Genomic DNA, 15,623 nt, shown 5'->3' with positions numbered 1-15,623 from the left:
AATATGCAGTTTTAGTTTAAAGATTTTATAATCTTCAACATTCATCGTTTCTGCAACTTGGTTTTGTAATGTTTTACATTGCTCTCTTCGTAAGGTTTATCTACAAGTAAAAATTCACTATAGTGACAATTTTCATCTTTTAGGTAAGGAAAAATATCACTAAGATCTGAGCCGTCTATTTCTAATAACTTATTCATCTTACATCTCCGAATAGATTACTAACTCAGGAAGTCTTGCTTTAGCGTCATCACTACCATTGTTGGCAGCCCTTTTCGCCCAATGGTATGCAAGATATTCATTTTGTTCCACACCTAATCCATGTTCATAGAAATAACTAATGCGTTCTTGAGCTTCAGGATCATCGATAGATTTTCTATACCAATGTAATGCTGCGGAATAATTTTTTTGCTTTTCATAGACTAGTGCTAATGAATAGCTACTTGTTTCTTCTCCTGATTCAGCAAGAAGTTTAAGCCATTTTATATGTTCATTCTCATCTCGATATTCATAGAAATCAGATAAGGTGATTGGCCATTCAATTTCACCATCTTGCGCAGCTTGTTTGGCATTTTGTAAACTTTTATAGGTATTTACTGTGAGACTATTTTTAATGAACTGCGCCCATTCTTGTTCTGGTGATATGTTATTTTATTGTAAACATTAAAAACAATATCAAAATAAAATGCCTTTAGCATTATGATTATGCTAAAGGCATATAAGATAATTTACTTTATCAATATTAGAATATGTTTATCTTTGCTTGTTGTAATTATCCCAAAACAAATCGTAGTCTTTTTTCATTGTAAACCATAACGCTGGACGTGGAAAAAGGGCAAGTATTGGCATTTTAAATAACTCGTCAAGTTGAGCCTGATTCACTACACGTATTTTTAAATAGACAAATTGATATATGATACCGACAAAAAGAATGATAAATTCGAATACGATAGCTAAGTAATTTCCAAATCCCACAATATAACCCACGAAATTAAGTTGCATGAGCCATTGACTTACCGTAATAATGATTGAGACAAAAATGAGATAGTAAATGACACGTAAACGTCTCAAACGTTGATAAAAAACACAGAGCAAAACCATATAAGGTGAAATAAGCAAAGCTTCCATTTGTCACCTATTTTAAGAGAAAATATTAACCCAAAAACGTTGCAAGTAACGTGAGTAGTGTTGAAAAATTTACATTAGACTATATAGGAACAAAAAAGCCTTGAAAAGGTGATTTTCAAGACTTTTTGTATTCGATAGGATTCTATCAAATTGTATTTTGGTGGAGCTGGGGGGAGTTGAACCCCCGTCCGAAATTACTCTACCTTCAGTACTACACGCTTAGTCTCGTCTTTAATTTCACTTATCACCAGCGGACAGACACGCAAGCGATAAGCTAGCTTGATTCAATTTAGTGTTTCGATCTCCAAGCTGAAGCGTCCACACGGTCTCGTTTGGGTTTGACTCCGCTTTATCCCCGTCTTACGAGCGGAAGCTAGGGAGCGAAGGCCATGAGCAGGTTATTAAGCTGCTAAAGCGAATTGTTCGTCGTTTGCGACTATTTTTTTGCGGTTTATTTACGAGGCCTACCGCACCTCGACGTGCACCTTGGGCTTCGCTAATCCCGTCGAATCCAAAATCAGCCCCAAAAGTGCGGCCAGTTTAGCAAATATTTTTTAAAATACCAAGTAAAAAAGCCTTAAGGCTAGTGAGTTAAGGCTTTTTAGCGAGAATTTGATTAAATATAATTCACTTCTACAATATCAAATTCAACGGTACCGCCCGGTGTGATGATATTTACCGTATCATCGACTTCCTTACCGACTAAACCGCGTGCGATAGGAGAATTAACAGAAATTAATCCTGACTTAATATCTGCCTCATCATCGCCTACAATTTTATAAGTCACTTCATCCTCTGTATTAACGTTGATTAACACAACGGTTGCACCAAAAATGACTTTGCCGTTATTAGGTATTTTGGTGACATCTATAATTTGGCAATTAGAAAGTTTACCTTCAATTTCTTGAATACGTCCTTCACAGAAGCCTTGTTGTTCACGCGCAGCATGATATTCCGCATTTTCTTTTAAATCACCATGTTCGCGCGCTTCCGCGATGGCTTTGATGATTTCAGGACGGCGTGTATTTTTTAAAAAATCTAATTCTTCGCGTAATAATTCTGCACCGCGAACAGTCATTGGAATTTGTTTCATTATTCGTTTTCTCTTTTATTAAGTAAAAACAAAACCACGGCATCACATTGTGATGTCGTCACATAGATAAAAAATTTAGATTATGAGCAAAAATAAATTTACTCTAAGGGAATCGAGGTCTATTATTGTTCGTCTGAAAAAAAATAGCAATAACTAACCGCACTTTTACTATGTTAAATACAACAGCACATTTAAAAAAATGGATTCTTTCCACCCTGTTTCTTAGCGCAACTGCATTTGCACAAGTGGATGTTCAACGTTTTAGTCATGAATTGCCGCAAGGTGCAAGCTTAGGTTTTGTAGCCAAAAATCTTAATTCAAATCAAGTCATTGCAGAACACAATGCTTCAACTTTTATGTTACCGGCGAGTACACAAAAAGTGTTTACTGCCTTGGCGTCAAAATTGGTATTAGGCGATCAATTTCGGTTTGAAACATCGGTATTGGCGAATGGTAATTTGCAAAATGCCGAGCTAAATGGAGATTTAATCGTAAAATTTACAGGGGATCCTGATTTAACCAGCGGCCAACTTTATCAATTATTGGCTCAAGTAAAGCAACAAGGGGTAAGCAAAATTCAGGGAAATTTAATTTTAGATACTTCTGTTTTTGCAAGCCATGATCGTGGTATTGGCTGGATTTGGAATGATTTGACTATGTGCTTTAATTCACCACCTGCCGCGGCAAATATTGATAGTAACTGTTTTTCGGTGAATTTAGAAGCGAATCAATCTGTGGGGGAAAGTGTTAAATTTAATGTTCCATCACAATATCCTATTCAAGTATTTGGTCAGGTTAAAGTGGTGAGTAATGAGGATGCACCTTATTGTCAGTTAGATGTTGTGGTTCATGACAATAATCGTTATCAGATTAAAGGATGCATTGCACGCCAAAGTAAGCCTTTTGGTTTGAGTTTTGCGGTGCAAGACCCTGATGCTTATGCGGCGGCGATTATTCAGCGTCAGCTTAAACAACTAGGGATTGAATTTAATGGGCAAGTTCAAGTGCCACATCAACCTCAAACAGGGAAAATACTGGCGGAGCATTTTTCTAAGCCATTACCTGATTTATTGAAAAAAATGATGAAAAAATCAGATAACCAGATTGCAGATAGTTTGTTTCGTACAGTGGCATATCATACTTATAAACGCCCAACTTCTTTTCAATTAGGTGCGATGGCATTGAAAAGAGTACTATCTACCAAAGCAGGAATTAAATTTGGGCATACGATTGTAGCTGATGGTTCAGGGTTATCCCGTCATAATTTAATTGACCCGAACACTATGTTACAAGCATTGGAATATATTGCTAGAAATGAAAGTACATTGCATTTAATGGAAACTTTCCCGATTGCTGGGGTTGACGGTACAATTAGTGGGCGTGGTGGATTAATTCAGGCTCCTTTAGTGAAAAATGTGATTGCCAAAACAGGTTCATTAAAAGGGGTGTATAATTTAGCCGGTTTTATGACGAATGCGCGCGGTGAAAAAGTTGCCTTTGTGCAGTTTATTAATGGCTATTCAACAGGGGAATTAGAAAATAAAACTAAACGCGCGCAATTAGTGAATTTTGAACATAAACTCTATAATGCGATATATGCAGAATAAATAGGTTGTTCGTAAAATGGTTGCTCATCATTCAATGCGTTGATGAGCAATCATTTTGTCTATTATATCTAAATCTTTTCTTTCCAATACCCAATCCATTCTTTTAACAACTGCATATTGGCATTAAGTGCGCCTGCTTGTGGAATAAAATGCATATAGTTTAAGCCGTAGCTTTCAGGAATTTTACCTGAACCTACGCTAGCTGGGTAAACCGTAAAGCCTTGACGTTCAAATAACATTTTTGCGCGTTGCATATGCCATTGATGTGTGACTAAAACAATACGCGTAATGCCTTCTCGTTCGAGTATTTCTTTTGTAAAGAGTGCATTTTCTTTGGTATTGGTTGATTTTTCTTCTAACCATTTAGGTTTGATCGCGAAAAAGGTAAAAAGCTCTTGTCCCATGACTTTCGCTTCTGAGTTTCCATTGGGACTTGCACCGCTAATCAAAATAGGCAATTCTGTTTCTTTGTGCAAGTAGGCGGCATAACGCATGCGTTCCAATGGCAAGCCCGGCACGGTAATAGGGCTATAAAGCTCTTTGCTGTCTCGTAATCCCCCCCCTAATATGACAATTGCTTGTGCTTGTCGATAATCATTAATTGTTAAATTGTCTTCTTGAACAAGGCTATTACTGAGTTTTTCAGCGGTGTATGGAATACTGAAAAAATATAAAATACTGATGCTCAAAAGCGCGGTCAAAAATGCGAGTTTTTTGAAACGAAATAGGGTGAAAATAAATGCAAGAAGCAATAATAGGATGACATTAAAAGGCGGTAGAATGATATTCGTGATGATTTTGGTAAGCTCAAACATATTCAATCCAAAGTAAAAAATTTTTTGTCTATTATTCCCCAAATTGGCTAGGAACTCAATGCTTAAACGACTGTCAAAAGGGCAATCAAAGTGCTATGATACGCAAGTTTTTTTAGGGAACCTGCCCTAGGGCTATTTATCTGGTTAGGAATGTTATGAATTCAGTTTTACTATCATTAAAACAAAAATTAAATACTATTAATGAGCTTATTTTAGATAAAAATGATGTGGTTTATTTTGATTATCCACTGCATTTAAATGTAGGGGATTTATTAATTTATGCAGGAACAGAGCAATTTTTTAAAGATTACCAAATTCAAATTAAATTACGCCGAGCTTTACAAGCGTTTGATTTAATGGAAGCGAAAAAATTCATTGGTAAAAATACCACCATTTTATGCCATGGTGGGGGGAACTTTGGAGATTTATATCCATTAATTCAAAAAATGCGTGAAGATATTGTTCAGGCCTTTCCGAATAATCGTATTATTTTATTGCCACAAACTGCGCATTATTCTTGTGATGATGCAATGAAAAAATCTGCAGCATTGTTTTCTCAACATCAAGATTTACATCTCTTTTCACGAGATAGTAAAACCTTTGATATGATGAAAAGTTATTTTTCACCAAATACTTATTTATCGCCAGATATGGCGCACCAACTTTATGGCGTTTTACCACAAAAAACATCCGTACATAGTGGTGACAAAAAACTTTATTTTTTACGTAAAGATATTGAAAAAAGCCATATTGAGGCGGAAATCCAAGCAACCTTGCCTAGCTTAGAAAATGTAAAAGACTGGGAAGATATTTTGTTACCAAGTGATATAAAATTTGAATTATGGTGTAGTCGTTTTTCCAAATTAGCGAATAAATTTAATTTAGGTTTTGTAAAAAATAAAATTAACGATCTTTGGTTTCAGCATGCATTAGCGGTTATTTCGCGTTGCCAAGATATTTTCTTAAGTTATGATGAAATTATTACAAGTCGTTTACACGGACATATTTTCTCTTGTTTATTAGGCTTACCAAATCAAGTTTGTGATAATTCCTACGGTAAGAATTCAGGCTATTATCATCAATGGACAAGCGAAATAGATTACACTAAACTTTATAATTCTGATGAAAAATAATCGTTCTTTATTGACGCTCATTGCGGTCACGATTTTAAGCATGGGGCTTACTATGGTAAGCTCCTTTGTCCTTGCTCATATGCTTTCAGTGGATGATCGCGGCACCCATCAATTGTTTATTACCACAGTTTCTTATGTTGTTGCCATTGCAACCGGTGGCTCAGGCTTTGCCTTAGCATTGTCTATGCGACATAAACAATATTTACATTGGCGCCGTTACTTTTTAGCTTTTTTGACTGCGGCTATTGTGGTGGCATTATTGGCGATTGCGCTATTTGATTTTACAAAATTTGAATGGTTATTTGTGATTAATGTCATTTTTACAGCCATTCTTACCATTACATTAGAAAAAAGCAAAATTGATCCTAAATTAAAAATTTATCGCGCATTAACGTTACAGCAACCTATTTTATTGGTGGCAATTTATGGAGGTGCGTATTTATTATTGGGTGAACAACCGCTTGAATTGGTTATTCAATTATTAACTGTCTTTAGTCTTATTCAAGGTATTACTTGTTTATATTATCTTTATAAAATTGAGAAAAAATTTCAACAGGAAAACCCAAAGATTGAAAAAATTGACCGCCCTTTTTTCTTAAAAACTTGGATTAAACAAAATCTTTATCAAATCTTTGGAGCAACAACATCCAGTATTGATAAATTCTTAATTGTAGCTTGGATAGGGCATTATTACTTAGGTCTTTATACGGTATGCATTGCCTTTGATGCACTATTAACAAAATTTATTAATATGCTAACAGATTATTATTATTCAGGATTGTTGAATAATCTTAATCGAATTAAATCTGTCTTGGCTGTCATTGTCTTAATGAGTATTGGTGCTGTCATTTTGACACCATTATTAGCAGAGCCGATTATTAAATTTTTCTTCAGTGCCAAATATGTTGAAGTTGCCCCTATTCTTATTTGGTTTATTTTAAATTCAATTATTGCAGGATTGTCTTGGTTGCTTTCGCAAAATATGTTACTCCAAGGTAAACAGATATTACTATTTACCCGCCAATTAATTTCTATTGGTGTGTTTGTGGTATTATTTTATCTTTTACGAGAATATCAGCTTTATGGTGTGGCATTTGCTTTTATCGGTTCTAGCTTAACACGCCTTGCTATCTCGATTGTATATTATTTTAAATATCCGGTTAACAGTTTGAAAGTAGAGCAAAAATGAAAAAATATTTAATTTCTCTCGAAAAAGATGCTCATCGCCGTGAACTTTTTTTCTCTCAGGCGGAAACATCTGATTTTGAAATCTTTAATGCCATTAATACTATGGCTTTATCAGATGATGAATTACAAAATAAGTTTAATTATGATGCTTTTAAGCAAGCCTATCATCGTCAGGTCACGAAAGGTGAAATTGGGTGTACATTAAGTCATTTGGCGGTTTATCAGAAAATTATTGATGACCAAACACTTGCAGAAGAGGATTATGTTTTAGTTTGTGAGGATGATGTTCTTTTTGCTGAAAATTTTAATGAAAATCTAACCGCACTTTTAAATGAAAAGTTGAATGCAGATATTATTTTAGTTGGACAGTCAAAAATTTTAAGTTTTGATGACAGAGAGTTGTGGATTAATTATCCGACAACGCTTAAAGCCTTCCAAAAGAGAATAGCTCAAACAAATTATTACTATGCTTATCCTTACAAAAATTATTTTGCAGGCACTGTAGCTTATTTAATTAGGAAATCTGCTTGTCGTGTATTTTTAGAATATGCTCAAAAGAATTTATATTGGTTAGCTGATGATTTTATTCTATTTGGTGATAAATTTGGTTTGGATATTCTCATTATTCGTCCATTAATGGCGATTGAAAACCCAAGTTTAACCAGTAATTTAGAGGCTATTCGCGGGTCTTTAAATAATAATATCGTAAAAAAATTATTCAAATTACCACTGAAAAAACTGCTTGCCATTAAGAGAAATTTATAATGTCTGCATTCGTTAATTTATTTTATTTATATGATCCTTGGTTTTTCCATGTTGTAAGAATGAGCATGCTTATTGGTGTGTTCTCTGTATTATTGCTAGGTTATCAATGGTATAAAAAAGCGCAAAAACAATTTGTGCTTCCTGTAGATAGTTTAATTGTTTGTTTCGCTTTAATTTTATTTTCGATAATTCCTATTCTGATTAATGGAACTAAAGAACTGGGCGTAATCAGTATGTATGTTAAATCGATGATTACATTCTGTTTTGGTATCGTGATTTATAATATGTTTTATCATCATACAGAAAAAAGAACACAATTATTACGGGATTTAAATACGGGGATTGTTATACAAGGGATTATTGGTATTGGTGCATTATTCGGTATATCATTTATGATCGACCTTGCCCTGAATACAAATTCTGTTATGGGGGGACATTTGCCACGATTTATTGGTTCAGAGCAAGAATATCGTCTATATAATTTAACCTCGTCAGCATTCTTTCCATTAAGTGCATTCTATTTGATGCTATTACATTTTATTTTAGCTAATCATGCAAAAGGACAACCATTAAATGCTGTTTATCTGTTCTTATTACTTTGTATTGGCTTAATTTCAGGTCGTACTTTTTTAATCTTTTCAGCGGTCAGTATTCTTGTTTATTTTCGTGTTCGTTATATTCCGGTCTTACTTATGTTTGGATTATTATGTTTAGGGTTGGCTTATTTTTATCCTACTCATCCTTATGTTGAACATGCTTTAGAACCATTAATCAATTTAGTTCGTGGTGAACATTTAAGTTCTTCAACTGATACCTTAATGAATAAACATTTATTTATGCCTGAATTGAAACAATTAATAATGGGGGATGGGCTTTATTATCAACCGAACGGCTGGAGTTATTATGGTGGTTCAGATTCAGGCTTTATTCGTCAGGCATTATATGGTGGCGTAGGCTATATTTTTATCTGTTTCTTATTTACAGCTTATTTTGTAAAACGTATTGCTGATAATTGGTTTAATGGCAGCTGGATTTATACCTTATCTACTTTATTTTTATTAAGTGTATTAAATATTAAAGCAGATACTTATGCTTATCCTGGGTTGATGACCACATTTTTAATGTTTGTTTCTTTATTTGGAAGCAAAGGAAAATTAAAACTTTTTGAGAGAAAATAATGTTTAGTATTATTGTTCCTTCTTATAATCGTAATGCTGAAATTAATGCATTGTTGCTGAGTTTGGAAAACCAAACTGTGAAAAATTTTGAAGTGATTGTGGTAGATGATTGCTCACCAAATGCTATTCAAATTGACCGCACTTTTAGTTTTCCTGTCTCACTTATTCGTAATACCGTGAATTCCGGACCGGCTAAAAGCCGTAATGTTGGTGCGGAAAATGCACAACATGAATGGTTGTTATTTTTAGATGATGATGATCGTTTTGAAAATAATAAATGTGAATTATTAGCTCAAGCGATTCATGAGAATAAACAGGGTAATTTTATTTATCATCCTGCAAAATGCGAAATGGTGAATGAAGGTTTTAGCTATATTACACATCCTTTACCACCAGAAAAATTAACACTCAAAAATATACTACTTGCGAATAAAATTGGCGGTATTCCAATGCTAGGTATTCAAAGAACCTTTTTCTTTGAATTAAATGGATTATCAACGGAATTAAAATCTCTTGAAGATTATGATTTTGTATTAAAAGTGGTTTCAAGTAAAAATTTCAAACCTATTTATGTGGATAAACCATTAACCTTATGTGCATTTCATACAAAACGTTCGAGCGTTTCGACTAATATGGAAAATACAGAAAAAGCCATTGAGATTATCCGCGAGAAATATGTAAAAACAGCAGAGCAAGCGCATAACTTTAAACTAAATTCGCTTTATATTTTGGCATATCCATATGCCATGAATTTATCTCGAAAAGCTGCAAAATATTATTTTGAAATATTTAAATTAAGTCATCGTTTAAATCACTTACTTATTGCAGTTGTCACCTTTATTTCGCCTAAATTGGCAATTAACTTAAAAAGATTTGTATAAATGAAATTTTCAGTTTTAATGTCCTTATATATTAAGGAAAAACCCGAGTTTTTACGTGCTAGTTTGCAAAGTTTAGCGGATCAAACTGTACAAGCTGATGAAATTGTGTTGGTCTTAGATGGGGCAATTACCGCTGAATTAGCCGCCGTGATTGATGAATTTCAGGCTAAATTGCCGATTAAACGCGTGCCATTGCCACAAAATGTAGGATTGGGCAAAGCCTTAAATGAAGGGATTAAAGCCGCTCACAATGAATGGCTATTCCGTATGGACACGGACGATATTTGCTTGCCTGAGCGTTTTGCTAAACAAGTTGCTTATATTGAACAGCATCCTGATGTTGTGATGTTTAGTACGCAAATTGCGGAATTTGATGCCGATCCAAAGATTATTACCGCAGAACGTCATGTTCCAACGGACTATGCGGATATTGTGAAATTTAATCAAATGCGTTCACCATTTAATCATATGACGGTGGCGTATCGTAAGTCTTTACTTGAAGAGGTTGGTTATTATCAGCATCATTTATTCCTTGAAGACTATAATTTATGGAATCGTATTATTGCGACAGGTAAAAAAGTGGGCAATTTGCCTGAAGTGCTGTTATTAGCGCGTACGGCAGGTAATGCAATGTTTAGCCGCCGCCGTGGTTGGATTTATGCTAAAAGCGAATGGAAACTTTATCGTTTAAAACAGCAGCTTAAAATTCAAAGCGCGGTTAGTGGATTTGTCACTTTTTTAGCGCGTACATTACCTCGTTTAATGCCTGTTTCGGTGGTTAAACTTTTATACAAATTAATGAGAAAATAAATGATGAAAACATACTTAAAATTAACCGCACTTGCGGTTTGTTTAGTGGTAGCTGGTTGTTCGACAAATCAGAGTACCCATAGCCTTTCACCTTTAACCGAAACCGCAACTTACAACAAAGCACGCACGTTAAATAATTTCCAAGATTATGTGCAATTTTTAAAACGTAAAGCGGCAGGGCAGGGCGTTTCTGTGGCAACTTTAAACGCACAACAAAATATTCGGTATATTGCCAAAGCAGTGGAATTGGATCAGAAGCAAGCAGGGAACTTAGCGCGTCGCAAAAATCAACCGCCTTCGCCACCTAACCCAAATGGTGCAACTAATTACATTACCAAGCATTTAACGCAAGCCAAAGTGGATAAAGCGGAAGAAAATTATTGGGATATTCGCACGCAATTACAAAAAGCAAGCCAAAATTTTGGTGTTCAGCAAGAATTTATCTTAGCTTTATGGGGTATGGAAAGTAGCTTTGGTTATTACCAAGGGAATTTTGATGTCCTTTCTGTATTAGCGACGCTTTCCTTCGATGGCCGCCGTGAAAAATTATTCAGTAAAGAATTTGTTAATGCGATGAAAATGCTAGATCGCAATGATATTCAACGCGCTCGCTTATTGGGATCTTGGGCTGGAGCAATGGGACAAACGCAATTTATGCCGACTTCCTATTTGAATTATGCGGCAGATGGGGATGGTGACGGGCGTAAAGATATTTGGACAAATGAATATGATGTGTTCGCTTCCATTGCAAATTATTTACATACAGTCGGTTGGGATAATCGTTTGCCTTGGGGTGTGGAAGTTGAGTTAACACAATATGTTGATTTAGCACAATCTGGAATAGAAAAAAGCAAAGCGCGCTCCTTAAGTGACTGGCAAGCGCAAGGGGTAGTGTTAAAAAATAGTTTTGAACAGAATAAGTTAAATGCGATGTTTAATGCGGAGTTATGGCTTGTTCGTCCTGACAAAGAAGTAGGGCGTGCATTTTTAGTGACCAATAATTTCCGTACGATTTTACATTGGAACCGTTCAAACTATTATGCCTTAAGTGTAGGTATGTTCGCTGATCGTATTAAAAGCGTGACAGGAATGTAAATGTAACTTGCCATTTTATAAAGAGTTTAGGTATTATGCTTAAACTCTTTTTTATTACCTATTGAGGAAGCAAAATGAAAAAAACATTTTTAGCCGTTTTATTCACCGCACTTACCAGTGTTTCAGTTCAAGCGAATACTCAAACGCCGGATACGTTAGCTAAAATTCTTGAAACCAAAGAAATTAAAGTTTGTTCGCCAGGAGATTATAAACCGTTTAGTTTTGATACAAACGGTAAATTTGAAGGCGTGGATAATGACTTAGTGAATAAATTGGCGGAAAGTTTAGATGCGAAAGTGACTATCGTAAAAACAACATGGAAAACGTTATTGGCAGATTTTGAGCAAAAATGTGATTTAGCTGTCGGTGGTATTTCTATAACCTTAGCTCGCCAACAAAAAGGATTGTTTACCGAACCTTATTTTACTAACGGTAAAACCCCGATTGTACGTTGTGAAGATGTGAAAAAATATCAAACAGTAGAAGATATCAACCGTCCCGAAGTGAATATTATTGCTAACCCTGGCGGTAGTAATGAAAATTATGCGCGTACTGTGTTAACAAAAGCAAAATTAACTATGAACCCTGAAAATTTAACGATTTTCCAACAGGTGATTGATAAAAAAGCCGATGTGTTTGTGAGCGAAGCGGCAGAAGCCATTGTGAAAGCGCATGAACATAAAGGTGTGCTTTGTGCCGTTAATCCAGATAAACCACTAAAACCAGCTAAAAATGGTTGGTTAGTACCAAATAATGATTTCCGTTTTAAGGCTTATGTGGATCAATTTTTTGCTCTCGAAAGACAATCAGGCGAATTACAACGTATTATTGATAAGTGGTTACCGCGCGATTAATTCATAAAAATGGCACAAGAGTTCGTGCCATTTTTGTTTACGTGATCTAGCTAAAATTATCAATACCAAACTGATAAAGTGCGTTTTTCTTGTAGCCATAAAGCTCTGCCACAATAGCAGCCGCTTTTTTTAGTGGCAACTCTTTGGCAATTAGTGTGAGAGCCTTAATGGCTTGAGGATTAATGCTGTCATTTTCTTCTGTTTTAGGTTTTCCTTCGATGATTAACACCATTTCACCTTTGATACGATTGGGATCTTCAGTTAGCCATTGGCGTAAATTACTGACGGTGTCTCCAGAAATAGTTTCCCAGGTTTTGGTGATTTCGCGTGCTAGCACAATGTAGCGATCGGCACCGAGTACAGTTTCAATATCTTCGAGTGAGTCTAAAATACGGTGCGTACTTTCATAAAAGATCAAAGTGCGGTCTTCTTCGGCAATATTTTGTAATTTGTCTTTGCGCGCTTTGGGTTTAGCAGGTAGAAAGCCTTCAAAACAGAAGCGATCTGAGGCAATACCTGAGGCACATAATGCCGTAATGGCAGCACAAGCACCGGGAAGTGGAACAACTTTTAAACCTGCTTGACGACATTTGCGAACTAAATGGAAACCGGGATCGCTGATTAACGGTGTACCTGCATCGGAAATAAGGGCGATATTGGTGCCTTGCTGTAATTTTTCTACTAAGAGATCGGCTTTTTGTTGTTCATTATGATCGTGTAAGGCAAAAAAAGGCTTTTTGATACCGTAGTGGTTGAGTAATAAACCGCTGTGACGCGTGTCTTCAGCAGCAATTAAATCCACTTGTGTAAAGGTCTCTAACGCTCGTTGAGTGATGTCTTGTAAGTTGCCGATTGGTGTAGCGACAATGTATAAAATACCTGTTTGATTCATTTTGTTTCTTCTTTTTATTTGCTTTTAGTTTGTGAGAGAAGTAAGATCTGCATAATTTTCTCAAGACTCTCAATGGAGTAATTTATGACTATTTTATTACAAGGTACGAAATTTAAGAAACGTTTAATGCCACTTTTATTTCCAATGTTATTAGCGGGTTGTACAAGTGTATTTGGTGATAATTTTGCAAATACGTTAAAAAATGATGCCAATGCCAGTTCTGATTTTTATATGAATAAGCTTGAGCAAACAAAAAGTGTCGAAGATCAGCAAACTTATAAATTACTTGCAGCTCGAGTGTTGATCACTGAAAACAAAGTGCCTCAAGCAGAAGCCTTATTAGCTGAATTAAAAGATTTAACCCCTGAGCAGTTATTGGATAAATCGATTATTGATGCATATATTTTGGCGGTAAAACGTAAAAACACGGAAGCGATGAGCGCACTTCGTGGAATTAATCTTGCTCAATTAAGCCAATCTCAAAAAGCACGTTATTATGAAGTGGCGGCAAAAATTGCAGAAAATCAAAACGATGTGATTGAAGCGGTTAAAGCACGTGTTCAAGTGGATGCCAATTTAACGGATGTTCAACGAAAACAAGAAAATATCGACCGCACTTGGGCGTTGTTGCGTGCAGCAAATAAAGGCACAGTAAGTGGTGCGAGTGCAGAGAGTAATCCCGGGTTAGGTGGTTGGTTAGCATTGGCAAAGACCTATAATGATAACCTAAATCAGCCATCACAATTAACCAAAGCTTTAGAGAGTTGGAAAGCGCAATATCCAAACCATAGTGCGGCGTATCTTTTCCCAACAGAATTGAAAAGTGTCAATAATTTCCAACAAACTCAATTAAATCGAATTTCTGTATTGTTGCCATTAAGTGGTAATGCTGGCGTTATTGGTTCAACTGTGCGTTCAGGGTTTAATGATGCTCGTGGTACAGATCAATCGATGCAAGTAGAATTTATTGATACCATCGTCACGCCAATACAAGAAGCGGTAGCACAGGCAAAAGCAACCGGCTCTTCGGCGATTGTGGGGCCATTATTAAAACCCAATGTGGATGAAGTGATTAATAATTCAAACGCCATTCAAGGTATTGATGTTTTAACCTTAAATTCAACCTATAATGAGCGTGCCGTAGATAAACTTTGCTATTTTGGTTTATCACCGGAAGATGAAGCAGAATCAGGGGCGGAGCGTATGTGGAATGATAATGTCCGTAATCCATTAGTTCTCGTTCCACAAGCTGATGTAGGGCAACGTACAGCTTCGGCATTTAATGTTCGTTGGCAGCAATTATCAGGTAATGATGCAAATATTAGATTTTTTAGTAGCACAGATGAAGCTGCAGTGTTGATTCAAGATGGGGCCAATAAAAATGCCGAGGGAATTTATGTTGTTGCTACGGCAGACGAGTTAATTGATATTAAATCTGCCTTAACAAACTCAGGTTCAACGGCGCGTGTTTATGCAAGTTCGCGTAGTAATACTTCGAATAGCACGCCTGAATATCGTTTACAAATGAATGGGGTAAGATTTAGTGATATTCCATTCTTTAAGGAAACGGATTCGACACAATATCAAAAGATCAGCCAAACCACCGGTGGTGATTATAGTCTAATGCGTTTGTATGCGATGGGAGCCGATGCTTGGTTGTTAATTAATCAATTTAATGAATTACGTCAAGTGCCGGGTTTTGCGGTGAGCGGTTTGACGGGTAAATTAAGTGCCGGTCCGAATTGTAATATTGAACGCAATATGACGTGGTTTGAATATCAAGACGGTAATGTGGTGCCATTGAATTAATGTTAACCTTATTAAAACGCCGTTTAACCACACGTGAACAAGGGGCGAGCTTTGAGCATCAAGCTCGTCTTTTTTTGGAACGCCAAGGGCTTAAATTTATTGCGGCTAATCAGCATTTTAAATGCGGTGAATTGGATTTGATTATGCAAGATGGTGAAACCATCGTATTTGTGGAAGTCCGTCAGCGTAAAAGTAATGTATTTGGATCGGCTGTGGAGAGTGTGGATTGGCAAAAACAGCAAAAATGGCTTGATGCAGCAAATATGTGGCTAGCGAAACGTGGTTGTAGTTTGGAAGACGCAGATTGTCGTTTTGATTTAGTGGCTTTTGGGCGTACAGTCAATAAGATAGAGTGGTTACCTAATTTTTTAGATTGAT

General features: G+C 35.9%; 17 protein-coding genes and 1 other RNA gene. 11 read left to right on the top strand and 7 right to left on the bottom strand.

Features of this window, described 5'->3' with window-relative positions; translation table 11 throughout:
- Positions 1–41: 41 nt before the first annotated feature.
- The 5 genes from Q0O89_RS05195 to greA form a co-directional block, all read right to left on the bottom strand.
- Positions 42–197 carry a hypothetical protein gene (locus tag Q0O89_RS05195; RefSeq protein WP_293730621.1) on the bottom strand — a complete coding sequence of 52 codons (156 nt, stop codon included), beginning with the start codon at positions 195–197 and terminating at the stop codon, positions 42–44.
- Between the two features lies 1 nt (position 198).
- Positions 199–366 (bottom strand): SEL1-like repeat protein, encoded by a 168-nt coding sequence (locus Q0O89_RS10520; RefSeq protein ID WP_366516021.1) that lies wholly within the window; start codon positions 364–366, stop codon positions 199–201.
- A gap of 384 nt (positions 367–750) precedes the next feature.
- Entirely contained in the window at positions 751–1,125 is a 375-nt protein-coding gene (locus tag Q0O89_RS05190; RefSeq protein ID WP_293730620.1) for a hypothetical protein, read from the bottom strand.
- Positions 1,126–1,283: 158 nt separating this feature from the next.
- Positions 1,284–1,650: a transfer-messenger RNA gene (ssrA, locus tag Q0O89_RS05185) on the bottom strand.
- A 91-nt stretch (positions 1,651–1,741) separates the two neighbouring features.
- Positions 1,742–2,218, bottom strand: a complete 477-nt coding sequence (gene greA / locus Q0O89_RS05180; RefSeq protein ID WP_293730619.1) for a transcription elongation factor GreA — start codon at positions 2,216–2,218, stop codon at positions 1,742–1,744.
- Between the two features lie 170 nt (positions 2,219–2,388).
- On the opposite strand from greA, the gene dacB reads away from it, so the two are divergent.
- Positions 2,389–3,825: a serine-type D-Ala-D-Ala carboxypeptidase gene (gene dacB, locus Q0O89_RS05175; protein WP_293730618.1), complete on the top strand. Its 1,437-nt coding sequence runs from the start codon at positions 2,389–2,391 to the stop codon at positions 3,823–3,825.
- A 68-nt stretch (positions 3,826–3,893) separates the two neighbouring features.
- Here dacB and Q0O89_RS05170 read toward each other — a convergent pair whose 3' ends face one another.
- Positions 3,894–4,640 (bottom strand): YdcF family protein, encoded by a 747-nt coding sequence (locus Q0O89_RS05170; RefSeq protein WP_293730617.1) that lies wholly within the window; start codon positions 4,638–4,640, stop codon positions 3,894–3,896.
- Positions 4,641–4,795: 155 nt separating this feature from the next.
- Here Q0O89_RS05170 and Q0O89_RS05165 point away from each other — a divergent pair, with 155 nt between their 5' ends.
- The 8 genes from Q0O89_RS05165 (at position 4,796) to Q0O89_RS05130 (ending at position 12,544) form a co-directional block, all read left to right on the top strand.
- The gene (locus tag Q0O89_RS05165) at positions 4,796–5,773 is read left to right on the top strand and encodes a polysaccharide pyruvyl transferase family protein (RefSeq protein WP_293730616.1); all 978 of its coding nucleotides are present in this window, start codon (positions 4,796–4,798) and stop codon (positions 5,771–5,773) included.
- The gene (locus Q0O89_RS05160) at positions 5,763–6,962 is read left to right on the top strand and encodes a hypothetical protein (RefSeq protein WP_293730615.1); all 1,200 of its coding nucleotides are present in this window, start codon (positions 5,763–5,765) and stop codon (positions 6,960–6,962) included. The genes Q0O89_RS05165 and Q0O89_RS05160 overlap by 11 nt, the downstream gene beginning before the upstream one ends.
- Entirely contained in the window at positions 6,959–7,726 is a 768-nt protein-coding gene (locus Q0O89_RS05155; RefSeq protein ID WP_293730614.1) for a glycosyltransferase family 25 protein, read from the top strand. The genes Q0O89_RS05160 and Q0O89_RS05155 overlap by 4 nt, the downstream gene beginning before the upstream one ends.
- Positions 7,726–8,904: a hypothetical protein gene (locus tag Q0O89_RS05150; RefSeq protein WP_293730613.1), complete on the top strand. Its 1,179-nt coding sequence runs from the start codon at positions 7,726–7,728 to the stop codon at positions 8,902–8,904. The genes Q0O89_RS05155 and Q0O89_RS05150 overlap by 1 nt, the downstream gene beginning before the upstream one ends.
- Complete coding sequence (locus Q0O89_RS05145) at positions 8,904–9,785, top strand: glycosyltransferase family 2 protein (RefSeq protein ID WP_293730612.1); 882 nt, start codon at positions 8,904–8,906, stop codon at positions 9,783–9,785. Before Q0O89_RS05150 ends, Q0O89_RS05145 begins: the two co-directional genes overlap by 1 nt.
- A complete protein-coding gene (locus Q0O89_RS05140) occupies positions 9,786–10,595 on the top strand; it encodes a glycosyltransferase (RefSeq protein WP_293730611.1) in 810 nt (269 codons plus the stop codon).
- Positions 10,596–10,598: 3 nt separating this feature from the next.
- On the top strand, positions 10,599–11,690 hold the full coding sequence (locus tag Q0O89_RS05135; protein WP_293730635.1) for a lytic murein transglycosylase: 1,092 nt from the start codon (positions 10,599–10,601) through the stop codon (positions 11,688–11,690).
- Positions 11,691–11,764: 74 nt separating this feature from the next.
- Positions 11,765–12,544 (top strand): transporter substrate-binding domain-containing protein, encoded by a 780-nt coding sequence (locus Q0O89_RS05130; RefSeq protein ID WP_293730610.1) that lies wholly within the window; start codon positions 11,765–11,767, stop codon positions 12,542–12,544.
- A gap of 46 nt (positions 12,545–12,590) precedes the next feature.
- Here the strand turns inward: Q0O89_RS05130 and rsmI are convergent, their stop codons facing one another.
- Positions 12,591–13,436 (bottom strand): 16S rRNA (cytidine(1402)-2'-O)-methyltransferase, encoded by an 846-nt coding sequence (gene rsmI / locus Q0O89_RS05125; protein ID WP_293730609.1) that lies wholly within the window; start codon positions 13,434–13,436, stop codon positions 12,591–12,593.
- 84 nt (positions 13,437–13,520) lie between these two features.
- Between rsmI and Q0O89_RS05120 the strand changes: the two genes are divergently transcribed.
- Together Q0O89_RS05120 and Q0O89_RS05115 are read left to right on the top strand one after the other, a co-directional pair.
- Positions 13,521–15,245 (top strand): penicillin-binding protein activator, encoded by a 1,725-nt coding sequence (locus Q0O89_RS05120; protein ID WP_293730608.1) that lies wholly within the window; start codon positions 13,521–13,523, stop codon positions 15,243–15,245.
- Complete coding sequence (locus Q0O89_RS05115; protein WP_293730607.1) at positions 15,245–15,622, top strand: YraN family protein; 378 nt, start codon at positions 15,245–15,247, stop codon at positions 15,620–15,622. Before Q0O89_RS05120 ends, Q0O89_RS05115 begins: the two co-directional genes overlap by 1 nt.
- Position 15,623: the final 1 nt, after the last annotated feature.

This window comes from uncultured Actinobacillus sp., from assembly GCF_945915845.1.
Classification (GTDB): Bacteria; Pseudomonadota; Gammaproteobacteria; order Enterobacterales; family Pasteurellaceae; genus Exercitatus.
This window is presented reverse-complemented; position numbering and strand designations above follow the sequence as displayed.